Source organism: Polaromonas sp. P4_F6, assembly GCF_056401275.1.
In genome coordinates, this window is record NZ_JBFUJQ010000001.1 from 673,049 (window position 1) to 697,842 (window position 24,794).

Annotated in this window: 22 protein-coding genes; 6 read left to right on the forward strand and 16 right to left on the reverse strand. The window is 65.3% G+C overall.

The window, feature by feature from the left end:
• Positions 1 to 39 precede the first annotated feature (39 nt).
• Positions 40 to 1,053, reverse strand: coding sequence for a GlxA family transcriptional regulator (locus tag AC1DUN_RS03195; RefSeq protein ID WP_477712686.1), 1,014 nt, complete (start codon positions 1,051 to 1,053; stop codon positions 40 to 42).
• Positions 1,054 to 1,156: 103 nt separating this feature from the next.
• Here AC1DUN_RS03195 and AC1DUN_RS03200 point away from each other — a divergent pair, with 103 nt between their 5' ends.
• Positions 1,157 to 1,798 (forward strand): cysteine hydrolase family protein, encoded by a 642-nt coding sequence (locus AC1DUN_RS03200; RefSeq protein WP_477712687.1) that lies wholly within the window; start codon positions 1,157 to 1,159, stop codon positions 1,796 to 1,798.
• 2 nt (positions 1,799 to 1,800) lie between these two features.
• Here AC1DUN_RS03200 and AC1DUN_RS03205 read toward each other — a convergent pair whose 3' ends face one another.
• From AC1DUN_RS03205 to AC1DUN_RS03235, 7 genes are all read right to left on the reverse strand, one after another.
• On the reverse strand, positions 1,801 to 4,881 hold the full coding sequence (locus tag AC1DUN_RS03205) for a calcium-binding protein (RefSeq protein WP_477712688.1): 3,081 nt from the start codon (positions 4,879 to 4,881) through the stop codon (positions 1,801 to 1,803).
• 405 nt (positions 4,882 to 5,286) lie between these two features.
• Complete coding sequence (locus AC1DUN_RS03210) at positions 5,287 to 5,517, reverse strand: hypothetical protein (RefSeq protein WP_477712689.1); 231 nt, start codon at positions 5,515 to 5,517, stop codon at positions 5,287 to 5,289.
• Between the two features lie 170 nt (positions 5,518 to 5,687).
• A complete protein-coding gene (locus AC1DUN_RS03215; RefSeq protein WP_477712690.1) occupies positions 5,688 to 5,870 on the reverse strand; it encodes a hypothetical protein in 183 nt (60 codons plus the stop codon).
• 652 nt (positions 5,871 to 6,522) lie between these two features.
• The gene (dbpA, locus tag AC1DUN_RS03220) at positions 6,523 to 7,953 is read right to left on the reverse strand and encodes an ATP-dependent RNA helicase DbpA (protein WP_477712691.1); all 1,431 of its coding nucleotides are present in this window, start codon (positions 7,951 to 7,953) and stop codon (positions 6,523 to 6,525) included.
• A gap of 34 nt (positions 7,954 to 7,987) precedes the next feature.
• Entirely contained in the window at positions 7,988 to 9,889 is a 1,902-nt protein-coding gene (locus tag AC1DUN_RS03225) for a CocE/NonD family hydrolase (protein ID WP_477712692.1), read from the reverse strand.
• Positions 9,890 to 9,905: 16 nt separating this feature from the next.
• Positions 9,906 to 10,877, reverse strand: coding sequence for a Bug family tripartite tricarboxylate transporter substrate binding protein (locus AC1DUN_RS03230; RefSeq protein WP_477712693.1), 972 nt, complete (start codon positions 10,875 to 10,877; stop codon positions 9,906 to 9,908).
• Between the two features lie 68 nt (positions 10,878 to 10,945).
• Complete coding sequence (locus tag AC1DUN_RS03235; protein WP_477712694.1) at positions 10,946 to 11,953, reverse strand: porin; 1,008 nt, start codon at positions 11,951 to 11,953, stop codon at positions 10,946 to 10,948.
• A 187-nt stretch (positions 11,954 to 12,140) separates the two neighbouring features.
• Here AC1DUN_RS03235 and AC1DUN_RS03240 point away from each other — a divergent pair, with 187 nt between their 5' ends.
• The gene (locus tag AC1DUN_RS03240; RefSeq protein ID WP_477712695.1) at positions 12,141 to 13,061 is read left to right on the forward strand and encodes a LysR family transcriptional regulator; all 921 of its coding nucleotides are present in this window, start codon (positions 12,141 to 12,143) and stop codon (positions 13,059 to 13,061) included.
• A gap of 10 nt (positions 13,062 to 13,071) precedes the next feature.
• Here AC1DUN_RS03240 and AC1DUN_RS03245 read toward each other — a convergent pair whose 3' ends face one another.
• Entirely contained in the window at positions 13,072 to 13,857 is a 786-nt protein-coding gene (locus AC1DUN_RS03245) for a crotonase/enoyl-CoA hydratase family protein (RefSeq protein ID WP_477712696.1), read from the reverse strand.
• The gene (locus AC1DUN_RS03250; RefSeq protein ID WP_477712697.1) at positions 13,851 to 14,123 is read right to left on the reverse strand and encodes a DUF2917 domain-containing protein; all 273 of its coding nucleotides are present in this window, start codon (positions 14,121 to 14,123) and stop codon (positions 13,851 to 13,853) included. The genes AC1DUN_RS03245 and AC1DUN_RS03250 overlap by 7 nt, the downstream gene beginning before the upstream one ends.
• Before the next feature lie 104 nt (positions 14,124 to 14,227).
• Between AC1DUN_RS03250 and AC1DUN_RS03255 the strand changes: the two genes are divergently transcribed.
• Complete coding sequence (locus tag AC1DUN_RS03255) at positions 14,228 to 15,148, forward strand: LysR substrate-binding domain-containing protein (protein WP_477712698.1); 921 nt, start codon at positions 14,228 to 14,230, stop codon at positions 15,146 to 15,148.
• Here the strand turns inward: AC1DUN_RS03255 and AC1DUN_RS03260 are convergent.
• On the reverse strand, positions 15,145 to 16,113 hold the full coding sequence (locus tag AC1DUN_RS03260) for a pyridoxamine 5'-phosphate oxidase family protein (protein WP_477712699.1): 969 nt from the start codon (positions 16,111 to 16,113) through the stop codon (positions 15,145 to 15,147). The two genes, AC1DUN_RS03255 and AC1DUN_RS03260, sit on opposite strands and share 4 nt — an antisense overlap.
• Positions 16,110 to 16,763 (reverse strand): glutathione S-transferase family protein, encoded by a 654-nt coding sequence (locus AC1DUN_RS03265; RefSeq protein ID WP_477712700.1) that lies wholly within the window; start codon positions 16,761 to 16,763, stop codon positions 16,110 to 16,112. The genes AC1DUN_RS03260 and AC1DUN_RS03265 overlap by 4 nt, the downstream gene beginning before the upstream one ends.
• A gap of 139 nt (positions 16,764 to 16,902) precedes the next feature.
• Here AC1DUN_RS03265 and AC1DUN_RS03270 point away from each other — a divergent pair, with 139 nt between their 5' ends.
• The gene (locus AC1DUN_RS03270) at positions 16,903 to 17,793 is read left to right on the forward strand and encodes a LysR family transcriptional regulator (protein ID WP_477712701.1); all 891 of its coding nucleotides are present in this window, start codon (positions 16,903 to 16,905) and stop codon (positions 17,791 to 17,793) included.
• A 53-nt stretch (positions 17,794 to 17,846) separates the two neighbouring features.
• On the forward strand, positions 17,847 to 19,217 hold the full coding sequence (gene gorA, locus AC1DUN_RS03275; protein WP_477712702.1) for a glutathione-disulfide reductase: 1,371 nt from the start codon (positions 17,847 to 17,849) through the stop codon (positions 19,215 to 19,217).
• Here the strand turns inward: gorA and AC1DUN_RS03280 are convergent.
• Entirely contained in the window at positions 19,214 to 20,215 is a 1,002-nt protein-coding gene (locus AC1DUN_RS03280) for an FHA domain-containing protein (RefSeq protein WP_477712703.1), read from the reverse strand. The genes gorA and AC1DUN_RS03280 overlap by 4 nt on opposite strands.
• Positions 20,212 to 21,489, reverse strand: coding sequence for a S1 family peptidase (locus tag AC1DUN_RS03285; RefSeq protein WP_477712704.1), 1,278 nt, complete (start codon positions 21,487 to 21,489; stop codon positions 20,212 to 20,214). The genes AC1DUN_RS03280 and AC1DUN_RS03285 overlap by 4 nt, the downstream gene beginning before the upstream one ends.
• Positions 21,490 to 21,666: 177 nt before the next feature.
• On the opposite strand from AC1DUN_RS03285, the gene AC1DUN_RS03290 reads away from it, so the two are divergent.
• On the forward strand, positions 21,667 to 23,166 hold the full coding sequence (locus AC1DUN_RS03290) for an AMP nucleosidase (protein WP_074579424.1): 1,500 nt from the start codon (positions 21,667 to 21,669) through the stop codon (positions 23,164 to 23,166).
• Positions 23,167 to 23,172: 6 nt separating this feature from the next.
• Here AC1DUN_RS03290 and AC1DUN_RS03295 read toward each other — a convergent pair whose 3' ends face one another.
• Positions 23,173 to 23,832, reverse strand: coding sequence for a hypothetical protein (locus tag AC1DUN_RS03295; RefSeq protein ID WP_477712705.1), 660 nt, complete (start codon positions 23,830 to 23,832; stop codon positions 23,173 to 23,175).
• An 11-nt stretch (positions 23,833 to 23,843) separates the two neighbouring features.
• A complete protein-coding gene (locus AC1DUN_RS03300; protein WP_477712706.1) occupies positions 23,844 to 24,716 on the reverse strand; it encodes a hypothetical protein in 873 nt (290 codons plus the stop codon).
• Positions 24,717 to 24,794: the final 78 nt, after the last annotated feature.

Sequence of the window (24,794 nt, forward strand, 5' to 3'; positions counted from 1 at the left end):
CGCCAAGGCCGACACCGCGGCGTCGCCCGCGCCTACAGATCAGGCCGAGCGGAACTCGCGCCGGTAGGCCGACGGCGAAGTCCCCAGCGTTGCCGCGAAATGCTGGCGCAGCGACACCGCCGAGCCAAAACCCGCGTCGAGCGCGATCTGCTCCATGGAGCGGTCTGTCGATTCAAGCTGGCGCTGCGCCAGGCCCAGGCGCTGGCTGGTGAGCCACTGGCCCACCGTGGTGCCCGTGACCTGCCGGAAATGGCGCGTGAAGCTGCGCCGGCTCATCAGCGCGCGCGACGCCAGCGCGTCCAGGCTGTGCGGCTGGTCCAGGTTTTTCTGCACCCAGGCCAGGATGGCCGACAGCCGGTGGCCCGCGCCCGTGGCCGGCAGGGGCTGCTCCACATACTGCGCCTGCCCGCCCTGGCGCTGCGGCGCCACCACCATGCGGCGTGCCACGCGGTTGGCCACCTCGGCACCGTAGTCCAGGCGCAGCACATGCAGGCAGCAGTCTATGCCCGCCGCCGTGCCGGCCGAGGTCAGCACCTCGCCGTCATCCACATAGAGCACATCGGGCTGCAGCCGCACCTGCGGGTAGCGCGCGGCGAATTCACCGGCCAGCGCCCAGTGCGTGGTCGCCGGCCGGCCGTCGAGCAGGCCGGCCTCGGCCAGCACAAACGCGCCCAGGCACAGGCCCACAATGCGCGCGCCGCGTTGATGCGCGGCCTGCAAAGCCTTGAGCAAGGCCTCGGGCGGGCGCTCCATCGCGTCGCGCCATGACGGCACCACAATGGTCTGCGCCTTTGCGAGCGCAGCCAGGCCTTTTTGCACGCTGATGCCGAAGCCCGAGGTGGTACGCAAGGTGCCCGGCTTTTCGGCGCAGACCACCAGCTTGAAGCGCGGCAGGTCGGCCCCCGAAAAATCGTTGCCGAACACCATGCAGGGCACCGACAGGTGAAAAGGGCTGATGCCGTCAAACGCGACCACGGCCACACTGCCGTCCTGTTTTGCGGGCCTGGCAGGTTTGGCGGCTTTTCGGCTTGGTTTCAGGGTACGCGGTGACATGGCCCGATTCTATCGAGTATTGGCATTTGGGCCACTGTCGACAAAACGGATGCCGGCCAACAATCCCTGCATCACCCACCGCTTTCAACACAGGAAACTTTTCATGACCGCAAGCAACACCCCCAAAGCCCCACGCCGCGCCCTCGTTGTCATTGACGTGCAGATGGAGTACTTCAACGGCGGCCTGCTGATCGAACACCCACCCGTGGCGCAGACATTGCCCAATATCGCGCGCGCCATGGACGCCGCCCGCGCGGCCGGCATTCCGGTCGTCGTGGTGCAGCACAGCGAATCCCCCGCGGCGCCGGTCTTTGCCAAGGGCTCCGCCACCTGGGCGCTGCACGAGGCCGTGGCCAGCCGCCCGCGCGACCACTACATCGAAAAAGCCTGGCCCAGCGTCTACACCGGCACCGACTTTGCCGCCTGGCTGGAGCAGCGCGGCATAGACACCCTGACCGTCATCGGCTACATGACGCACAACTGCGACGCCTCGACGATTTTTGAAGCCACGCACCGCGGCCTGCATGTCGAGTTTTTGAGCGACGCCACCGGCGCCCTGCCCTATGCCAATGAAGCCGGCAGCGCCAGCGCCGAAGAAATCCACCGCGTGTTCAGCGTCGTCTTCCATTCGCGCTTTGCCGCGGCCGGCTCCACCGATGCCTGGATCAAGGCCATAGAAGCAGGCGGCCGGCTTGAGAAAGGCAACATCCTGGCCTCCAACCGCGCGGCGCTGGCCGCGCGCTGAGCTCAGTGCCAGCTGGCGGCCAGCACGGGCGCCAGCGCGGTCTGCTGCGCGGCCGTCAAGCTGGTCTGGCCCATGGCAGGCGGCGTAAAAACGGCCATGGCCTGGACCAGCTTGTCCACCTGGGTATCCAGCAGCAGCTTGCCGTCGCCGGCCTTGATCTGCTCCACATGGTAGGCGTTGCCCAGATACCAGTTTTGAACCGTGGCCTTGTCGGCCGTGCCTATGATGCTGACCTCCAGGTTGTTGCTCGCCCTGCGGAACCACAGCTGGTCCGCGCTGGTGCCGGCCATGAACTGCAGCACGTCGGTGTTGCCGGCCGTGGCGTCGTTTTCCTGGAGGGTGTCGCTTCCGTAGCCCCGGTCCATCTGGTAACGGTCATTGCCCGCACCGCCGGCCATGATGTCATTGCCCAGGCCGCCGTCCAGCACATTGGCCGCGCCATTGCCCGTCAGCGTGTTGGCCAGGGCATTGCCCGTGGCATTGAGGGCGGCAGTTCCCGCCAGCGTGAGGTTCTCGACATTGGCCGTGAGTGTGTAGCTGATGGAGCTCGTGACGCTGTCCAGGCCTTCGTTGAGGTTTTCGACCACCACATCACCCGCGTCATTCACCGTGTAGCTGTCATTGCCGGCCAGGCCCTCGAGCCGGTCGGCACCCACCGTGCCGGCCAGCGCATCGGCGCCAGTGGTGCCCACCATGCGGTTGACCGCCGCGGTGGCCGCACTCACCGTACTTTCAAGCGTGCCGCCACCATCGGTATAACTGACGGCCACGCGCAGGTTCTGCCCGGCCAGCCCTGGCGTGAGCGTGAACGTGGCCGCCGTGGCGCCCGCGATGTCGCTCCAGCTGCCGCCGCCATTCAGCGCGCTTTGCCATTGGTACTTCAGGCTTCCCAGCCCGTCGGCATCGGCCAGCGTGCTGGCAACCGACAGGATGTTTCCCTGCTGCACCGTGGTGGCGGCCGTCACGGCCGCGCCGCTGCGCAGCAGGCTGAGCCCGCCCGTGGGCGCGTCATTGACATTGGCCACTGATGCCGTGGCCGCGCTGGCCAGGCTCTCAAGCTTCCCAAAGCCATCGGTGTAAGAAGCCTTGACGCTGATGGCCTTGCCCACCTGGGCCTGGGCCAAGGTGAGCGTGGCGCCGGTGGCCCCGCTGATCGCCGCGCCATTGGCCAGCCACTGGTAGCTGACCGTTCCCAGGCCGTCCGCGTCGGCCAGGCTGTGGGATGCGCTCAGGACCTGATTTTGCATCGCCGTTCCGCTGATGCTCACCATACCGGTGGGCACATCGTTGACATTCACAACCTTGGCCGTAGCCGCACCGAGCACGCCTTCGGCCGTGCCAAAGCCGTCGATGTAGCTCACTCTGACACTCATGGCCTGGCCGACCTGGGCCTGGCCCAGGGTAAAGGTTTTGCCGACAGCGCCGGCAATCGCCACGCCGCCGGCCAGCCACTGGTAGCCCAGCGCGCCCAGCCCATCGGCGTCGGCCAGTGTGCTGTTGACAGTCAGGACACTGTTTTGTGCGGCGCTGCCGCTGATGCTGGCCGCATCGCGGCTGAGCCGCACGTCAGAGGCGTTCACATCCAGAAAGAGAAGGGTGTCTTTCGTACCCGCCTCATCAGCCGCTTCATTGATGGTGTCGCTGCCATCCCCCTTGGACCATTGGTAAGTGTCGGAGCCAGCGCCTCCAAAAAGAATATCGGCGCCTTGCCCTGCAGCAAAAAAATTGTCGGCGTCCGCAGTGCCATTCAGGGTATCCACATCCATCGTTCCGACGACCGGATTGCCGCCCATGGTGGCCAGGTACAGATCAAACCCCTGCCCATGAACATCGCCGCACTGCCGCAGATCGGCGCGAATCCTAGCGCTCGCCTCCCCCATGACCTCAAGAGTGTCCGAAAAATCGGCGATCATGCCCTGGCCTTGTGCCGGGTTGGCGTCATACCAGGTTCTCAGCATGGCGGCCAAAGCGCTCACATCCAGCGCCAGCGTCTGGGCACCCGCATCCCAGCGCAAGGCAATGCTCTCGTACAGCGGCTTGTACTGGCCTTGGACCATGAGCTGGTCGTACAGTGACCGCCGGAACCCGGTATAAGCCTGATTTAGCAGCGCCGCCGCGTTGAGGTAAGGATCGGTGGAGTATTCCATCTGCAAAAACCCTTGCCCCACAAAAGCCTCGACCGTGTAGAGCCTGCGCGCGTCGATGTACACACCACGGCTGTCGGCCTCATGCTGATCGGCCCCCGTCCAGGCCCAAAGAAGCTGATCCAGCAAATCGAGGCGCGCCGCCACATCCCCGCAGTTCAGGAACCCCTGCAAAAGCGCCTGCAGCCTGCCAGTGCCATCGCGTGCCATGGCCTGGTGCAGACTGTGCACATTGCCAAAACCAGCCAGCTCAGGCAGGGCGGCAATGGTGTTGTTGACGGCCACCAGGTCGGTATCAATGCTGCGCGCGGTATCCACGGCAAACCAGACATCGTCCATTGCACGGCTTTGCCCGTCTAGGGTGGTGAAGCTGCCGGCCTGCAGGTGCAGGTTGTCGTTGGCATCGGTCATGTCCTCGTCGGTGCAGTCGGTGTAGCGGGTGTTCAGGCTTTTGACGCCGGCTTCTGTCAGCGTGAGCAGTTCACCAGCATCGACGACACCGTTGGAGTTCGCGTCCTTGAATACACGCAGACTGGCGAAGGCGCCATCGTCAGCGTTGACTTTGCCGTCCTTGTTGGCATCGAGTTCCGCCAGTGCGACAAAACCGTTGGCGGCTTTGCTGCCGCTGTTGAGAACCGTGTTGTTGCCAAACAGTTCGGTACCGTTGTCGATCTGGCCGTTGCCATTTCTGTCCCAGACCAGCAGGCCGTCGCCCTTGCTCACCCAACCGGTCAGCTCGGAAAACTTGTTGCCGTCATGGTCGAAGTGAATGCCGGCGGATTTGCCAAGGGTTTCCGCGCCGTTCTGGCCGTCGAGGTCCAGGATCAGGGGGCTGATGGTTTGTTCGGCTTGGCCGAATTGGGTTTGCAGGGGGCTGATGAGGTTCTTAATAGCCGCGCCTACATCGCCGACGGTGTATCCATTCCGATTGGAAACCAATTGGGTAGCTGCAGCTGCAAGCCCTAAAACCCCAATCAAAGGTGCCGCGACAGTTGCACCGGTTGTCACGGCTACAACTGCCGCTACAACCGTAGCGGCCCCAGCAACGACTTGAATAACGTCGCCAAGGCTGATGTCACTTGGCGAGACATCATGGTTCAATTCCGCAGCAATCTTGACAAGGGTAAAGCCACCAAGCACGGCTTGAATTTGTCCATTAACAGCCAGGGTTGTAAATGGCCCGGCGAAAGAGGCAAATATGTTCCCCCCCGCGATGCCAACTCCACCAATACTGCCAGAAGTTTGACCGGAGAATGCATCTGAAATTGACGAACCGTTGTCTAGAACGGTTGGGACTATCGCAACGATATCGATGGTTGAAGCCATTCTTACTCCAATTAGTTTTTATCTGGGAAAAAAAATAAACAAACTCGCCGCAACATACATATTCAGGAATGCCAGCGCGAGCAGACGTGCTCCCGGTTTTTTACTTTTTAGAACTCTTTTCAAATTCGAATAAAAAGACTCTCCATTCCTCATCTCATCGAGAAACGGGAAGCTCGCAGCCAGGAAGAGAATTCCAGAGAGAGTGAAATAGGCCAGTTTGTATAAAAGCACTGTGAAATAACTTTCCATGTTTTCGGTAATAGCGTGACTCCCCGCTCAACAAACAAGGGCCAAGTACGGTGTATCTCTATGGCCCATATCGCAGACAGGCATATCGAGGCGGTTGAAGTCCACTTGCGTGAGCCGTCCCACCCCATCAAAGACCCAATCCATAAGCTCCACATTCCTTCTTAGAGCTTCTATGCACTTGCAACAACCCACACCACGAATGTGAAAACAGCAGCCAGCACCACCAGCAAAATACCGATCAGTTCGTAAGACCCGTCACTCAGATTTCTTTTGCGCGTAAATTCAAAAGGCAAGGCGCGCCAAACCGCTCGACCCAGACAGGAGCACAGAAATTCCAAAATATCCCATTCCATATTGATCGCGGCTCTTTACTAGGAAGACTCTTTTATCCGGCGTCCTTATTCCACTTTTTCCTCGGAACCGCCAGTCCGATGACCGCCCACACAACAAAGAGCAACCCAATCAGCACAAGCAAAACGGGATATCCGTTTGCACCGACGAGCTGAATCGCCAGATGCCTGAGCCATCCCCACCTGGCCGACACCCACGACGAAGGCTCCAGGCATTCCATCCAGCCCATGCAGATCGCAAGAGCGCCTATCGCGACTTGAGCTATTCCGCAGTCGCCCAGTTTGAAATTCCATCGACTGGGTAGGGAGGAATTTTTCAATGCCGTCTTTCTTTGCAATCCATCAGTCGCTGGACTGTAAAGACATGCCGGGAAACACGCCAATAGTGTTTAAACATCCGCGCATACGCTTCCCTCATAGAGAGAATGGACACAAACACGCTCATGGACACAGACCCAGACAGGCGTGCGCCTGCCTGCACAGCTCACGTGTTCGGATAGAAAAACGGGATTGAATGCGGAGGACGCTGATGTCCCCCGGAGGTTTTTTCGTTAACGAAAATCAGGCGACGCGAATGCTCGCACAAGAAGCACGGCAGGATACCGGCATAAAGAACAGGGAAAGAATGTCCTCGGAGCGGTGAACACCCCAGGCCTTAATCTTCCAGCAGCCGCACCTTCACGCTCTTGCCCTTGACGCGGCCGGTCGAGAGCTTGTTCAGCGCTTCGTTCGCAATGCGGCGATCCACCGCGACATAGGTCGAGAACTCATTGACGTTGATCTTGCCAACCTGCTCGCGCGTAAAACCGGCCTCGCCGGTCAATGCACCCAGCACGTCGCCGGCGCGGATTTTTTCCTTGCGGCCGCCGACGATCTGCAGGGTCACCATGGGCGGCAGCAGCGGCTCATTGCTGGCGGGCGTCAGCTCGGCCAGTTTGTGCCATTCTGATTCGGTTTTCTGCAGCACTTCGATTTTTCCGACGTGGCCCATCTCGTCCATGCTGGCCAGGCTGATGGCCCAGCCTTCTTCGTCGGCGCGGCCGGTGCGGCCTATGCGGTGGATGTGCACCTCGGCGTCGGGGGTGACGTCGACGTTGATGACCATCGCCAGTTGCGCGATGTCCAGGCCGCGTGCGGCGACGTCGGTGGCGACCAGCACCGAGCAGCTGCGATTGGCGAACTGCACCAGCACCTGGTCGCGCTCGCGCTGCTCGAGTTCACCGAACAGGGCCAGCGCGCTGAAACCCTGGTCTTTCAGATACGCCACCAGGGCGCGGCACTGCGACTTGGTGTTGCAGAAGGCCAGCGTGCTGGCCGGGCGGAAGTGCCGCAGCACCTGTGCGACGGCGCCCAGGCGGGCTTCATCATGGTCGCTGTCGGGCACCTGGTACCAGCGCTGCTGTATCTTGGTTTTTTCATGCTGGGCCTGGACCGTGATGGTTTGCGGCGCCTTCATGAACTGCTGGCTCAGTTTGGCGATGCCTTCGGGGTAGGTCGCCGAGAACAGCAGGGTCTGCCGCTCTTTGGGGCATTGTTTGGCGACGGTGACGATGTCCTCAAAGAAACCCATATCCAGCATGCGGTCGGCTTCGTCGAGCACCAGGGTGTTGAGCGCCTCGAGCGTGAGGTTGCCGCGCGCCAGGTGGTCCATGATGCGGCCGGGCGTGCCGACCACGATGTGGGCGCCGTTTTCCAGGCTGGCGGTCTGGTTGCGCAGCGGCACACCGCCGCACAGCACCACGACTTTGGTGTTTTCCTCGGCGCGCGCCAGGCGGCGGATTTCGGTGGCCACCTGGTCGGCCAGTTCGCGTGTGGGGCACAGCACCATGGCTTGCACCGCAAAGCGCCGCGCATTGAGGTTGGCCAGCAGCGGAATCGCAAAAGCGGCGGTCTTGCCGCTGCCGGTCTTGGCCTGGGCGATCAGGTCCTTGCCCAGCAGCGCCACCGGCAAGCTGGCCGCTTGGATAGGTGTCATGCTGAGATAGCCCAGCTGCTGCAGGTTGGCCAACATGGCGGGGTTCAGCGAAAGGCTCGCGAAATCGGTGTTTGCCGCGCCGGATGCGGGTGTCTTGGAAGGAATGCTCATGCACCGATTATCGGCGCATGGGTATTCAGGGCCTTCAGGCGCCGGTTTGCGCCACGATGGGCAGGAGCAGCTGCGAGGGATATTGCGCCGACAGATGCACCCGGTTGACGGCCGCCTGCCTGTGCTGCGCGCAACCTTCGTCCTCGCCCGAGTTGGGGTTCACATCAAAGCGCGGGAAGTTGCTGCTGGAGATGTCGAGGCGGATGCGATGCCCTTTTTTGAACAGGTTGGAGGTGGGCATGGGCTCGATGGTGATCTCGGCCACTTCACCGGGCGCCAGCAGTTCGGGGTTTTCCCAGGACCGCCGGTAACGGCAGCGCAGGATGCCGTCGGTGAGGTTCATGGCGTAACCCTGCGGGTAGTCGGCATTGGGCGGGTGCACATCGATCAGCTTGGCGGTGAAGTCGGTATCGGGCGCGCTCGAGGAAACCCACAGCCTGATGACGACGGGTCCCGTCACTTCAAGGTCGTCCTCGAGCACGGGGGTCTCAAACACCAGAATGTCCGGCCTTGCCGCGAGCGGCAGGTAAGGCGGCTTCGCGCCGAAAATCCCGCCGTGCGTGCGCTGGTCGTAGGCACCGGCCGTCATCAAAGGCTCGCCCGAGGTGATGGAGCCGCCCAGGGTCGGGACCGGGCAGGCCGGATCGAACTCAAACGCCATCGCGGCGTCCCGCAGCGGGGGCTGGGCTTGCAAGCTGCCGTCTTGCTGCAGGTAATAGGGCCGGAACTCGGTGCCGGGAACCGGCCAATCACCGGCCGTGCACCATCGGCCGCCGTGGTCCAGCCGTCCGCTCGCGGTGCGGCGCCCCGAGCCGCCGCCCATGCGGAAATAGCGCACCGCGGGATCGTCCAGGGCGCGGCCCGTGCCCTCCGGCGCATCGCCCTTGAGCCAGCGGTCAAACCAGGCCAGCCGAAAAGCCAGGTGATCCTCGGCCAGGTTTCCATCGAGCGTGGCTTGCGGGCCAAAGTCGACGTCCCCGGCGAAAGTGACGCTGCGCTCGCCGTGGGTCCACGGCCCGAGCACCAGGCGCGCCGTGCCCTTGGCGCGGCGCGAAATGCCGAGGTAGTTGTCCGTGGTGGTCTGCGCGTAGGGGTCCCACCAGCCGCACATCAGCAGGGTGGGGATGCCGTCAAAGCTGTCGTAGTGCCCGGCGGCATAAAGCTCCGGCTGGCGCCAGTAGGCGTCGAAGCGGCCGTGCTCCCATTGCTCGAACAGGTAGTTCTCATATTCGGGTACCCATTTCAGCGGTGAATGCCCGCGCTTCCAGGGCATGGCGGCGAACCAGGCGGCGATGTCCTCGGCAGCCAGTGCCGCCCGGATGACGGGGTCGCGCAGCGCGGGGCCGGTCCGCTGGGCGTTGGTATAGGCCCAGGTCGCCTGCTTGAGTTCAAACGCGCCGCCGTGGCGGATGCCGCCGCGATAGGCGTTGGCAAAACCGCCGGCCTCCAGGAACATCGCCGCAAGGCCGGCCGGGCGCTGGCTCACCAGCGCGGTCTGTGTGTGCGCCGCATAGGACAAGCCCAGTGTGCCGATGCGGCCGTTGCACCAGGGCTGGGCGGCAACCCAGGCCAGCGTGTCATGGCCGTCGTTGGCCTCTCCCAGGTATTTGGTGAAGACCCCTTCCGACGCGAAGCGCCCCCGGCAGTCCTGCAAGACCACGGCATAGCCGCGGCGCGCGAACCTCGCCGCCACCTCGGCGCGGGAGACGGGGCGCGGATCGCGCGCCGTGCGCTCGCGGACGGTTTCGTTGGTTTTGCCGTAGGGCGTGCGCTCCACCAGCACCGGGAACGGGCCCGGCAGGGCCCGGCCATCGCAAGCCGGCAGGTACACGTCGGTCGCCAGCTGTATGCCGTCGCGCATCACCACCATGACATCGCTTTGGACAGCCACCTCATGCGCCAGGGCCGTTTGCGGCCTTTGCTTCAGATCGTTCATAGCGCGCATCCCCCGGTCAATCGATCTTGAGCTTGCGCTCGGCGATCAGCTGGGTCCAGCGTGCCGTGTCTTCCCGGATGTAACGGGCCAGGTCCTGCGCGCTGCCGGGTGCCGGCTCGCTGCCCTGCGCCACCAGTTGCCTGGCCACCCCGGGGTCGCGCAGTGCCCGCTGCAAGTCCGCGCTGACCTTGTCCACCAGTGCGGCCGGCGTGCGGGCCGGCGCAAACAGGGCATACCAGATGTCGTACTCAAAACCCGGCACGCCCGCTTCAGCCATGGTGGGAAGCTGCGGCAGCAAGGGGGAGCGCCTGGCGCTGGCCACGGCCAGGGCCGTGAGCTTGCCGGTGTTGATCTGCTGGGCCACGCTGGGCACCGCATTGATGCCCAGCTGCACATGCCCGCCCACCAGCTCATTGACGGAAGGCGCGGCCCCCTTGTAGGGCACGTGAACCATCTCGGTCCCCGTCATTGCCAGGAACATTTCCATGGCCAGGTGGTTGGGGCCGCCCGTGCCGCTGGAGCTGTAATTCAGTTGCCCCGGCTTGCTTTTTGCCAGCGCGATGAGTTCCTTGACGGATTTCACGCCGACCGAAGGATGGGTGGTCAGCACCGGGGTGTTGGTCAGCACCTTGCCCACGGGTGTGAAATCCCGGGACGGGTTGTAGGGCAGTTTGCTGTTCAGGAGCGGCGTGGTCACGATGCCGGAGCCGGCGCCCAGCAGCAAGGTGTAGCCGTCCGCGGGCGCCGCCGCCGCGGCCTGCATGCCCGGAACGCCGGGGCGGTTGTCGACAATGACGGGCTGGCCCCAGTACTCCGAGAGCTTGCGCGTGACCACACGCATGGCGTTGTCCGCCGCGGCCCCCGGTGGAAACGGGATGATGATGCGCACGGGTTTGTCGGGGTAGCCGGCGGCCCGGGCGGCATCGGCCGCGGCCAGTCCGGCGAAGGTGCAGAAAGCGGCGGTCAGCAGGAAGAGGCGTCTGAGCATGGAAGTATTCTCCGGGAGAAGGGGTGTATGGTGCTGTCGGGGATGTCGGTGCTCATCAAGCCCCGGCATCAAAAATCGTGGCGGATGCCGGCGCCCACCGAGCGGATGGCGGCGCCGGCCTTGCTTGAGTCCACACCGTCCCGGTCATAAAAGGCCTGCAGTTCGGTGCGCTTGGACAGCGCGTAGGTATAGGCCAGCTGCTGGCGCCTGCGAACGCCGTTCGGTGAAGCCTGCACGTCCCTGCGCAGCAGGTTCAGCACGAGGGCATGGGCACCCTGGCTGTATTTGGCGCCCGCGATCCAGTAATTCACATAGCGGCGTGTGAGCGCGGTGTTCTGGAATTTGTCCTGCCCGGCCAGCACATAGGGCTCCACCGCGCCGAAGGCGTAGCGCACACCGGCTTGCCACTTGCCCGAAAACTCGTTGGCCAGCAGGCCGGACGGACGCGTGTCTTTCCCGAATCCGATCCCGGCCTTGATCGGTCCGGCGGCGTAGTTGAGTCCCAGGTCCAGCGATTTGGAGCCATCCTCGACATCGGGCGTGGCGACCGCGCCGCGCAGGTAATAACGGGCGCGGACGTCAAAGCCCGACAGAGTGGGGCTGGCGTATCCCACGGCATTGGAGGTGCGGTTGCGCGCGTTCAGCATGGACGTGCCGATGGCGGTGGCGCCGGCATCGTTCGCGGCGAAACTGGTGATGGCGGTCACCTGCGAATAAAGGGGCGAGCCGGTGGGGTTGGCGGAATCCAGGCGTCCCAGCGCCAGGGCGCCCCAGTCGCCGCGCAGCCCGACATAGCTGTTGCGATAGGCCGGAACGGTGGCGGCCCCGGTATCCGCGTCGATGCCCATCTCCATCCCGAACAAGGCCGCCAGGCCCCCGCCCAGGTCTTCGCTGCCGCGAATCCCCAGGCGCGACGCGTTGTCGCGCATTTCCGTCATTTCTCCCGCGGGAGCAGCCTTGGTGCTGTTGAGCGTCAGGCGTATCTGCCCATAGATGACGTTCTGGCCGGCCGCCGGCACAGCGGCCGCGGCGAGCAGGAGGCCGCCGAAAAGGATTGCGCACGCATGAAGGTTCATGAAAAAGGTCTCCCGTCGTTGGTTGGATGGATGGCAGAGGGCTGCTGCGACGGGATTCTGGTGCGCGGGTTCGGGACCCGCAACGCTATGATGAATCCGCATTGGGCTATGCGATTCGCAAACAAGTGGCGGTGCGCCCGCAGCTGCAATAGCATGGCCCGGACAGCACGAACAGACGGCGGGCGACATGAATTTCAAGCAACTCGAAGTTTTCCAGGCGGTCATGGCCTCGGGCTCGACCACGGGCGCGGCGCAGCGGCTGGACTTGTCACAGTCGGCGGTCAGCCGCCTGCTGGCCCAGTTTGAAGAAGACCTGGGCCTGCGCCTTTTTGTGCGCGAAAAAGGACGGCTGCTTCCCACGCGCGAAGCCCAGGCCCTGCTGCAGGACACCCAGGGGCTGGTCGACGCCGCACAGTGCTTTCGCCGCCACACCGAGCAGCTGCGCCTGGGCGGGTTCAACCGCCAGCTGCTAAAGGTCGCGGTGCCCGGTACCCTGTCCCAGCAGCTCATGCCGTCCGTGGTGGACAGCTTTGTGCGGCTGCATCCGGGCGTGGTGCTTGAGGTGCTGTCCGGTTCCTATTCGGAGGCGGAGCGGGCCGTGTTGAGCCGTGAGGCTGACATGGGGCTGGTCAGGCTGCCGGTGGAAATCGCCGGCCTTCAGGCAAAGGCCTGCCTCGAAGCGGAGGCCGTCTGCATCATGCCCCGGGGCCACCCTTTGGAGAAACTGGAAACCGTCGGCGTGCTGGACCTGGCTGATGTGTCGCTGGTCCTGCTGGGCCGCCAGCGGCTGATCCGCCACGAGATCGACATGGCGTTCCGGCAGGCTCGCGTGATGCCGCGCATAGGCGCCGAAGTGCACTCCGTGGGCGTGGCCTGCGCTTTCGTGGCGCAAGGCCTGGGGGTGTCCATCGTCAACGCGCTGTTGGCCAGCTATTGCCGTGACATGAATTTCAGCAGCCGCCCGTTTCGCCCCCGTATTGCTTACCAGCTGGGTATTGCCTCACTGGAAAAGTCACCGCTGTCCGCGCTGGGGGAGGCGTTCTCGCGGCACCTGGTCGACGCCATCATGGCGGCGGTGCGGCCTGAAGACTGCACGCGCCGTATCTGAAAAAAGGGCTTCAGCGGTGGCAAAACACCGCCGGCCGCTTCTCGACAAATGCCGCCGTGCCCTCGCGCGCATCCCGCGAGGCGGCCGCAACCATGAACTGCGCGGCCTCTATGGCCAGGCCTTCGTCGATGGAGACATTGAGCCCGCGCGTCACGGCGCGCAGCGAGGCCGCCACGGCGACGGCGGAGTTCTCGGCGATGCGGTCGGCCATGCGCAAACAGGCCGGCAACAGCTCATGGGCCGGGACCACATGGTTGATGAGGCCTATGAGCAGGGCTTCTTCGGCGCTGATGGCGTCGCCGGTGAGGATCATTTCATTGGCGCGCTTGCGCCCTATGTGGCGCGGCAGGCGCTGTGTGCCACCAAAGGGCGGCGGGAAGCCGAGCCGTATCTCGGGCTTGGCAAAGCTGGCGTGCTCGGCCGCGATCGCAATGCTGCAGGCCTCCATGGTTTCGCAGCCGCCGCCGTAGGCCATGCCGTTGACGGCGGCGATGATGGGCTTGGGGTAGTTTTCAATACGCCGTGTCATGGCCTGGCCGCGCATGACGAAGTTGCGGTACGCGGTTTCGGGCGATGCGGCAATGTCGGGCGCGAAACCCGCGATATCGGCGCCTGCGCTGAAAGCCTTGTCGCCCTGCCCCGTCAGCACCAGGCAGCGCACGCTGTCATCGCGCTCCAGGGCCGTGAGCCTGTCCATCAGTTCATCGATCAGTTCGTAACTCAGTGCGTTGAGTTTTTCGGGCCGGTTCAAGGTGAGCACCACATGCTGGCCGCGGCGTTCGGTTTCTATCAGCATGCGGTCTCCGTGCCTTGGGGGGCGGGTGAAAAATCCAGCACGCCGCAACCGCGCGGCGCACCCACAAAATAGGTCGCGGCTTGCGGCGTGACAAAGGACTGGCCGCTTTCCAGCACGATGTCGCTGTCGCGGCGGCCTGCCAGCGCATCGCTGGTGATCCAGAGGCAGCCGCCGGTGCAGGTCAGGACTTCGCCGCGCGGCAGGCGAAAGCGTTCCGGGACGGGCCCGAGCTTGAGCGGGGTTTGCGGGATTTGGGGGGCATGCATGGCGGACTCCTTGGAAAGTGTGGTTTGATTCTTCTTTGGAACCGGCCCCAGCGGCCGGATGGTTTGTCATCCGGGGTATTCCTTTCACTCATGTTGTTCATGCCATGCTGAACCCATCCTCTTCCCACGCACTGCGCGCCATGTCGCTGGACGCGATACGCGGTTTTGAATCGGCGGCACGGCACCTGAGCTTCACCGCCGCGGCCGAGGAGCTGTGCATCACGCAGTCGGCGGTCAGCAAGCAGGTCAAAAGCCTGGAAGACGCGCTGGGCGCGCCGCTGTTCCTGCGCGGCGGCAAGGGCCTGAGCCTCACGCCCCAGGGCCGCGAACTCTATGAGGCGGCGCGCGCCGCACTGTCGCAACTGGCCTCGGCCGTGGACCGCCTGCTGGCGGTGGACAGGGCCTCGGTGGCGGTCACCACCACCCCCTCTTTCGCGGCGCTGTGGCTGGCGCCCAAGCTGGCGAAATTCCAGCAGCTGGAGCCGGCCATCGACGTGCGGGTCGACGCCTCGGAAGCGCGTGTCAACCTCGAGCGTGAAGGCATGGACCTGGCCGTGCGGCTCTATCCGGTGCAGCCTGGCGACGAGAGCCCACCGCTGTTGCAGGAGCAGGCCTTGCTGGTGGCGGCGCCGGCCGTCGCGGCGCGCATCCATTCGGCGGCCGATATCGCGCATATGCCGCTGCTGGTGTATTACGACCCGGCCACACGTTTCCCCTGGATGTCGTGGCCGGACTGGTATGAGCGCCTGGGTTTAAAACAATCGGCGCAGCAGCCCTGCCTGTACTTTTCGCAGTACGAGCATGTGCTGAACGCGGCCGTGCAGGGCGGCGGCATCGCCATAGGCCGCACGCCGCTGGTGCTGCCGCTGCTGCGCGGCGGCCAGCTCACGGTGGTCCTGCCGGGCCAGACGGTGGACGGCCTGGGCTACCGCATCATCACCTCGGCCCACAGTGCGGACAGGCCGGCGGTGCAGAAATTCCGCGCCTGGCTGGAGCGCGAACTGGCGCTCGAAGCGATAGGCTAAGGTTGCCTGGTCCAGCTACCTGTGGCTTCCAGCACCGGCGATAGTTCGGCCTCGCCCCAGCGCAGCGGCAGCGAAGACTCCACCAGGCGCATGGACTGCACCTTGAAACGCATCAGGCGCTGCGCGCCGGCAAAAGCATCCACCTCGGGGCCGTCCCACACGATGTCGGCCGTGACGGCCAGGTAGAGCAAATCGCCGGTGTCGAAATCGACGAACAGCAGGCCGGCGCGCGGGTTCACCACCAGGTTGCCCAGGGTGTTGAAGAAGTAGTTGCCGACAAAGTCCGGCACGGTCAGCGTGCCGTCGGCGTCCACGCGCACAAAGCCGGGCTTGCCGCCGCGGTGCGAGACGTCCACGCCGCCGGCGCGGCCGGCCCGCGCCCCGTCGCCCGCGTAGGCCGTGGCGATAAACAGGGTGTCGGCCTGCTCCATCATGCGGCGCGCCGCATCATTGAGTTGCGCCGACTCGTGCACCACCGGCCCGGTGGCTGAAGTGGGGCGCTCCACATAGACCGGCTCACGCGCCTGGATGTATTTGGGGCAGTTGCCGAAGCTCTGGCTCAGCTCCACCGCAAAGCCCTCGGCATGGAGGCCGCGGACTATGCCATTCATGCGGTTGCGCCTGCGTGTGTGGGGCTCTATCCCCAGCAGGCCTATCGCGGCGCCGTCGGCCAGGGTTTGCTGCAAAGGATCGCCCGCCAGCGGCTGGGCACGCAAGGTCAAATGGCGAGCATCCGGCGAATGGATAAAACCCGGAGGCTGGGCCAGCACCGAGGCCCAAGGCTGGCCGCCAGCATCCACCGTGCCGGCGATGACGAAGGGCAGTTGTTCAAAGAACTCGCGGTGCTGGTCGGGCATGAAGTCGCGTATCACGCGCGGGCCGATTTCTTCCATGCGTTCGCGCACGGCCGCGCCCACGCGCGCCTGCGCCGCGCGCTCGCCTTCATGAAAAGCCGGGGCGTTCATGCGGCCAACCCGATCGGTGTTCTGACCATGGGCACAAAACGCGGCAAGGCTTCGATGCGGGCCAGCCAGGCGCGCAGGCGCGGATAGGCTTCCAGCGAGACATTGCCCTCGGGCGCATGGGCCGCGTAGCTGTAGTTGGCGATGTCGGCCAGCGTGGGCGTGCTGCCCGCAAGAAAAGCCGACTGGCCCAGCTGCTGCTCCATCACCGCGAACAAGGCGTGCGCGCGCTCAATGGCTTCGGGGTTTTCCGGGCGCTTGAACAGCTGCACGACGCGCGCGGCCGCCGGGCCGAAAGCCAGCTGGCCGGCCGCCACCGAAAACCAGCGCTGCACCGCCGCGGCGGCCAGCGGGTCGCGCGGCAGCCATTGCTCGGCATCCGGCGCGTAACGCGCATTGAGGTAGACCAGGATGGCATTCGAATCGGCCAGCGTGACGTCGCCGTCCTGGATCACCGGCACCTGGCCGAAGGCATTCATGGCCAGGAAGGCCGGTGTCTTGTGCGCCTTGGCGGCCAGGTCGATTTCGATGCGCTCAAAAGGCAGGCCCAGCAGCGAGAGGAACAGCTCCACGCGGTGTGAATGCCCGGAAATGGCGAAACGGTAAAAGCGTATGGGCTGGGCGGGCGGGGCTTTGGCGGCGGGTGTGCTCATGGCGGGCTTTCGGTGGGTTGCAATGAAGAATCTCTGGGATGGATTCTGTTTGAACCGATATCCTGAATAAATAGCAAGATTTGCATTTAACTAATCCATTAACTGGATTAATGGCCGTCACAGGCGTAGCATCCCTCCCATGGACAAACTCAAAGCCATGCAGGCCTTTATCCATATTGCCGAGCAAGGCAGCCTCACGGCCGCGGCCCAGGTCATGGAGTCCTCCTTGCCGGCCATGGTGCGCACGCTGGCGGGTTTTGAGGCGCAGCTGGGTGTGCGGCTTTTCAACCGCACGACACGGCGCATCTCGCTGACCGAGGAAGGCCGGCGCCACCTGGAGAGCTGCCGCCAGCTGCTGGCCGCGCTGGCCGATGCCGAGTCGGCGCTTTCGGCCGACGCGGCCGAACCCGCGGGCCAGCTGACCATCACCGCGCCCATGCTGTTCGGGCAAATGCATGTGGCGCCCGCCGTCACGCGTTTTGTGCAGCAGCACGAAAAGATGCGCTGCTCCATGGTGCTGCTGGACCGCGTGGTCAACCTGCTGGAGGAAGGCATAGACGTGGGCATACGCATAGGCGAGCCCGAGGACTCCAGCCTGGTGGCGCAGAAGGTGGGCCAGATACGCCGACTGGTGGTGGCCAGCCCGGCCTGGTTGCGCCGCCACGGCGTGCCCAAACACCCGAAAGACCTGCTCAAGGCCAACTGCGTGCGCGTGACCGACCATTCCCCCACATGGGGCCCGTTCATGGACCAGGGCAAGCCGCTTCGCCTGGCGGTCAGTGGTAATCTGGAGTTCAACCAGATCGCGCCGGCCGTGGCGGCTTGTGCGGCGGGTGCGGGTTTTGGCTCGTTCCTCTCTTACCAGGTGGCGCCGTATTTGCAGACCCAACAGCTGCGCACCGTGCTGGAGGAGTTCGAGCCACCGCCCCGGCCCATCAACATTGTTTACCCGCACGCCCGGCTGCTGCCCATGCGCACGCGGGTGTTTATTGAGTGGATGAAACAGGAACTCAAGGAGTTCCAGCCTTGAGGGCCGGCATTCAGGCACCAGATAAGAGAAGACGATAAGAAGGAACACAGCGCATGCAGACATTTGACTTTGACCTCTTTGTGATCGGCGGCGGCAGCGGCGGCGTGCGCGCCGCGCGCATGTCGGCCCAGCGCGGCGCGCGCGTGGGCCTGGCCGAGGTCGCCGCCATGGGCGGCACCTGCGTCAACGTGGGCTGCATCCCGAAAAAACTCTACAGCTACGCCGCCCACTACGGCGACAGCTTTGAGGAGTCGCACGGCTTCGGCTGGGTCGGCGAGAAGCCGGTGTTCGACTGGGACATCCTCAAGGCCAACCGCGCGCGCGAGATCTCGCGGCTCAACGGCGTGTATATGCAGCTGCTCGAAAGCGCGGGCGTGAAGATCATCAAGGGCTGGGCCCGGCTGCTGGACGAACACACCATTGAAGTCGACGAGCAGAAGTTCACGGCCAAACACATCCTGGTCTCCACCGGCGGCACCGCCACCGTGCCGGCGCTGCCGGGCCGCGAACATGTGCTGACCTCGGACCACATGTTCGACCTCAGCCCTTTCCCGAAGCGACTGATGGTGGTGGGTGGCGGCTACATCGCCTGCGAGTTTGCCTCCATCTTCAACGGCCTGGGCTCGAAAGTGACGCAGGTGCACCGCCGCGACATGCTGCTCACGGGTTTTGACGAGGATGTGCGCCGCTTTATCGCCGCCGAGATGGGCAAGACCGGCATCACGCTGCGGCTGGGCACCGAAGTAAGCGGCATCAGCAAGACCGATAGCGGCCTGCAGGTCGAGTTCAAGGGCGGCGGCGCGGGCCTGGAAGTGGACGCGGTGCTTTACGCCACGGGCCGCGTACCGAATGCGAGCGGCATAGGCCTGGAAACCGTGGGCGTGGCGGTCAACGCCGCCGGCGCGATCCAGGTCAACGAGCACTACCAGACCTCCGTGCCCTCGATCTACGCGCTGGGCGACGTGACGGCGCGCCTGCAGCTCACGCCGGTGGCGCTGGGCGAGGCCATGGTGGTGGTGGACCAGCTTTTCGGGCCGGCCGCCGGCAGGAAGCCGCGCAACATGAGTTATGAGTTTGTGCCGACCGCCGTCTTCACGCATCCCAATATCGGCACCGTCGGTTATTCAGAAGCCGATGCGCGCGCCAGATTCGGCAAGGTCACGGTGTTCCGCGCCGATTTCAAGGCGCTCAAGCACACACTGAGCGGCAGCACCGAACGCACGCTGATGAAGCTGCTGGTCGAGGACGCTACCGACCGCGTGGTGGGCCTGCACATGGTGGGGCCGGACGCCGGCGAGATCGTGCAGGGTTTTGCCGTAGCCATGAAGGCCGGCGCGACCAAGGCGATTTTTGACGGCACGATTGGCATACACCCCACGGTGGCGGAGGAATTCGTCACCATGCGAGAGCCGGTGAAATCCTAGTCAGCATCCGGATCTTCTGGCGTATCGGCATCCGGCTCGCGGTCCTTGAGGCGCTCATCCAGCCGCTTGCGAATAGACCCCGCCTCATCCAGAAACTGCGCCACCGGCACGGCAGGCGCCATGCGCAATGAGGGCGGGTGCAGCGTGGACAGGTAAAGCTTGTTGGACAGGCGCTTGTTCTGCAGCCAGTTGGTACCCAGCAAGGCCACCGTGGCGAGCACGGCGATGCCGGCCACCAGCGCGGCCAGGCCGCGGCGGCGCTGCGGCGCGATGACGGTGAGGTGCACATAGATGCCGGCCGCGGCGCCCAGCAGCAGCAGCATCCCCTCAAAGCGCGCCAGGCTTTCGAGCGAGAACATAAAGGCCAGCAGGCCGGCCAGGGTGGACACCGCCTGGACCGCCAGCGAGCTGAAGCAGGCGATGCGCACATGGCGCCAGAACTGCAGGTGGCCGGTGAACAGCTTGGTGGCCAGCGCCCACAGCCCGGCCCAGACGCTGACCGCCAGGACCACCCCGCCCAGCACGCCGGGCAGTTGCCGCGCAAGCTGCGAGGGCTCGGTCAGCGTGAGCCAGGACTGGCCCAGCACCAGGGCCAGCATGCCGGCCAGGGCCAGCAGCGTCCAGCCGGTGGTGCGCCAGGGGAAATGCGGCAAGAGCTCCTCGGCCGCCACCGGCGCCTCGGCCAGGCGCAGGCCCAGCTTGAGGCGGCCCAAAGCCAGCACCTCGCCGTCGGGCCAGTTGAACTGCGCACCCTGGCCATGCCGGGCGCGGCCCAGGGCCGCGCCGTTGACGCTGTCCAGCACCTGTACGCTGACGCCGCCCTCGGGCGTGCGGTCTATGCGCAAATGCTCGCCGGCCACATGGCTGTCGTCCAGCACCAGGTCGCACGTGAGCGCGCGCCCCACGGTGACGGGCCAGTGCCGCACCTCAAGGCGGGCGACCAGGGCGCCGTTACGGTCGGTGGCCTGCAGCAGGCCCAGGATGGGGGTGGCGCTCATTTGGCGGCCTCCCACTTGAAGCCGGCCAGGTAATGCGCGACCAGCTTGAGGCCGTTCTCAAAACTCACGCCCTGCGCATCCATGCGGCCCTGCACGCCGCGCGTGGACTGGTTGACCGACATGGTCAGCACCGACACGTCGTAAAGGCCGGCCAGCTTGCGGTAGGCGCTCATGCAGACCACGGCGCGCATGGGCATGCCGCCGGTCTCGATAAAGCGTTCCGAGCATTCGGCGGGCGTGGCCTTGCGCGAGCCGCGCGTGGCAAAAAATTCATTGGCAAAGCTTTGCGAGTACATCGCGGAAAAGCGCAGGGGACCCAGCTTGGGCGCGTTGTAGGCTTCGTAGCGCAGGCGTATGTAGCCGGTGTTGAAATCGCCGGCGTACACATGGCTGTCGATCTGGCAGTCGGTTCGCTCCAGGTCGAAGGCCTTGAAGTCGGGCTCGCGCCCGCGGCCCCAGCAGCGGGCCAGCGCGTCGTCGGGCACGGGCACGCTGTAGCCGCCGTGCTTTTGCGCGGTCAGCGGCTGGGCGGTGAAGCGCTTGGTCAACAGGGCCTGGTGCTCGCCGAGCTGGCGCGCGACCTCGGCATGCGCGGGTTTGGTGATGGGCTGGGCCGTGGCCGCCCTGGCCAGCAGGGCCTGGGCGAATTCGGCGGGAATCAGAAAGCTCAGCAGATCTCCGTCCAGGCGCTTGGAGACGTTGACGCCGACCACCTGGCCCGCGTCGTCCAGCGCGGGGCCGCCGCTCATGCCGGGATTGAGCGCGCCGCCGAAAAAGATGCGCGGGTAAAAACTGCGCTGCACCAGGCCGTTGTACGTGCCTTCGGTGACGGCAAAGCCTATGTCCAGCGGGTTGCCCAGCGAATAGATGCGCTCGCCGCGCGCCAGCGGGCGGTCGGCGCCGCGAAAGGCCAGCTGCGGCGTCGCGCCCGCGGCCGGCGCCTTCACGCGCAGCAGGGCCAGGTCGTTGCGCACGTCAAAGGCCAGCAGTTCGACCTCGGCCTCCTTGCCATCCACCGGCACATAAACCCCGCGGTAGCGCTCTGGCTCCAGCGCGAGCTGGCTGGCCACGTGGAAGTTGGTGATGATCAGGCCGTTGGCCGAGACAAAAAAGCCCGAGCCCACGCTGGCCTGGGTGTTGGAGTTGCGCAGCAGGGTGCGTATCTGCACCAGCTTGTCGCGTGTGGTCTCATAGGCGCGCTGGGCGTCGCGGGAAATCTGGGCCGGCGCCGCGGCCGGCGCGGGGGCCTGGGCATGGACGGCCTGAAGGCACAAGGCCCCCAGAAGAACGAGGGCGCCCCGCATCGCGCGCAAGGGCCCAAAGAGTCGCCCAAAGGGCCTGGATGGATTCATCGACGCATTCTAGGGTCTGAAGATGAAGCACGGCTTGCGGGGAGTTGCCGCACAATGGCAACCTACACAGTACACAGCAGAAAGACAGGCCGGCCCTTCATGCCCTATCTCCCTCCCTTTATCGCCCCCACCCGTTACAGCGACCCGGCCGCCGCGCTGGCCCAGGTCCGCGCGATTTACGACCAGCAGATCGCCCATTTGCGCGACGCGATGCAGCGTTACGTGGCCGGCGAAACCCTGCCCGGCCATGTGCGCGCCTGCTACCCCTTTGTGCGCATACACACCGACACGGTGGCGCGCGCCATCCTGGAGACGCCGGACATCGCGCAGTTGAGCTTCGGTTTTGTCGCCGGCCCCGGCCGCTTTGAAACCACGCTGACGCGGCCCGACCTTTTCGGCAACTACTACCTCGAGCAGTTCCGCCTGCTGATGCAGAACCACGACGTGGAGCTCGAAGTCGGCACCAGCGCGCAGCCGATACCCATCCACTTTTCGTTCGCGGAGAACGACCACATCGAAGGCAGCATGACGGCGGCGCGCCGCATGCTGATGCGCGACGTGTTCGACCTGCCCGACCTGAGCGCCATGGACGACGGCATCGCCAACGGAACATACGAGCCCCTGCCCGGCGAACCGCAGCCGCTGGCGCTGTTCACCGCGGCGCGCGTCGACTATTCGCTGCAGCGCCTGCGCCACTACACCGGCACCTCACCGCACTGGTTCCAGAACTTCGTGCTGTTCACCAACTACCAGTTCTATATCGACGAGTTCGTGCGCCTGGGCCATGAAGCCATGGCCGACCCGGACAGCGAGTACATCGCCTTCATCGAGCCCGGCAACGTGGTGACCCGGCGCACCGGCCTGCCCGCCGCCGAGGGCGACGAGCTCGGCGTGCCGCCGCCGCGCCTGCCGCAGATGCCGGGCTACCACCTGCTGCGCGCCGACCACAGCGGCATCACCATGGTCAACATCGGTGTGGGCCCTGCCAACGCCAAGAACATCACCGACCACATCGCGGTGCTGCGCCCGCACGCCTGGGTCATGCTGGGCCATTGCGCGGGCCTGCGCAACAGCCAGCAGCTGGGCGACTACGTGTTGGCCCACGGTTATGTGCGCGAAGACCATGTGCTGGACGAGGAGCTGCCGCTGTGGGTGCCTATCCCGGCGCTGGCCGAAATCCAGGTCGCGCTGGAAAAAGCCGTGGCCGACGTGACCCATGCGGTCGGGCCCGACCTCAAGCGCATCATGCGCACCGGCACCGTGGCCTCCACCGACAACCGCAACTGGGAGCTGCTGCCGGGCAACCAGCCGCAGCGCCGCTTCAGCCAGAGCCGCGCGGTGGCGCTGGACATGGAAAGCGCGACCATCGCGGCCAACGGTTTTCGCTTCCGCGTGCCCTACGGCACCCTGCTGTGCGTGAGCGACAAGCCGCTGCACGGCGAGATCAAGCTGCCCGGCATGGCCAACCACTTCTACCGCGAGCGCGTGGACCAGCACCTGCGCATAGGCATACGCGCCATCGAGCTGCTGCGCGCCGAGGGCATCACGCAGCTGCACAGCCGCAAGCTGCGCAGTTTTTCGGAAGTGGCTTTCCAGTAAGCCGGCTCAGGGCGAGGCGGCGACGGGCTTGCCCTCGCAGGCGCTGCGCAGGTCGGCGGCATAGGCCTTCAGCGCATCGGCCATGCCGAGGTTCAGGGTGGCCATGTACTCGGCGTTGCCGTTGGCGAAGTTCATCTTGGTGCCGAAGCCGTGGTAGCGCTTTTTGACCTCGCCCGCGGGCGTGGGCACGGTGGCCTGCAGCATCACGTAGGAATGCATGTTCAGGCCTGAAGTCCAGGCCTGCGCCAGGCGCAGGGCGACTTCCGCCGAACGGTTCCCGGCCGCCGCCTCGCTCGCCTCGGTCTGCACGCCGGAGGCCTTGAGCGAGGGGAGCGCGCTGGTGGTCCACTTCAGGCCGTCGCCGCTCAGCAGCGACGCGCCGCCCAGCGGCACCCCGGTCGCGCCGGGCATCATGAAAATCGAGCTCCCCACGGTTTCGGTATTCAGGCGCAAATCCTCCACCTTGCGAACATGGATGCGGCAGCCGCGCGGATATTGAACTGGCGCGGGGGCTGCCTGGGTCGGCCGGCCGAAGCTGTTGGGGGCCGGCTCTTCAAACACCATGCTCAGGGCTTCGGTGTCGGTCAGCGCGTGGGCCGCCGGCGGCAGGCCGCAGGCAAGGGCCACCAGGGCGAGGACGGCGCGGAGGATGTGATGTGCGTTCATGGGAAATCCTTTTACTTCTGCACCGAGAACAGGATGCCGCCCTTGTCGCGCAGGACCACGCGGTCGCCCTCCCTGGCGATGAGGTCACCGGCCAGGGGCACGCGCGTGCCGCCCATGGCAAACGTGTACTGGGGCTTGGCATCGGCCTTGCGGGGCGCGGCGGACGCAGCTGGCGTGGCGGGCGCTGGCTGGTTGATATCCAGGCTGGCCATGCGCAAGGTCTGCAGCACGGCGCGCCGCATCATCTCGCGCACCGCGGCGGCTTCCGCGCCGGGCGCGGCGCCCGCCAGCGCGGCCGGTGCCGCCTCCTGGTAAATAAAGCTGCCGGCGTAGCTGCGCTCCGCTGCGCCGTCCTGCCACATCTGCGCATAGCTGCGGGTGGTCAGGGTGAGGGACTTCGGATCCAGCGTGTAGTAGACAAACAGGCGCATGAAGGCGCTGCCGCCTTTTGTCCTGGCGATGCGCGCGTCGAGGGCGCTCTTGGTCGGGATGCGGGCCAGCACTTCGGCGGTGCTCACCTTGAGCGCGAAGCCGGACGTGGCGTCGGCCAGCGCCGCCTTGCTCTCGCCGCGAAAGTCGATGTCGGCCAGGCGGTCCAGGAAAAGTCCCATTTCGGCGCTCATCGCCTCCTGGCGGGACTTCTGCACCGATGCGTCAATGAGCGCGCCTATCAGGCCGCCACCCAGGGCCGCGGAGACGTTGGGCGAGTCGGCGCTGAAGATCACGGTTTCCTGCGGCATCAGCACCTGCACGTCGACATCGCGCACACGGGTGCGGTTTTCGGCGGTCAGCGCCTTGTTGAGCATGGGCGCGCAGCCCTGCAACACGCCGCAAAAAGCCAGCAGCAGGCACGGCCGCAGCAGCGCCGATAAGAATGGACTCATGGGGGACCGCTCCTCGATAGTGCCCCCCTGGGGGGGTCGGTTGTTATGGATTTCGGGGCAGTATAAGTTGGCGCCCCG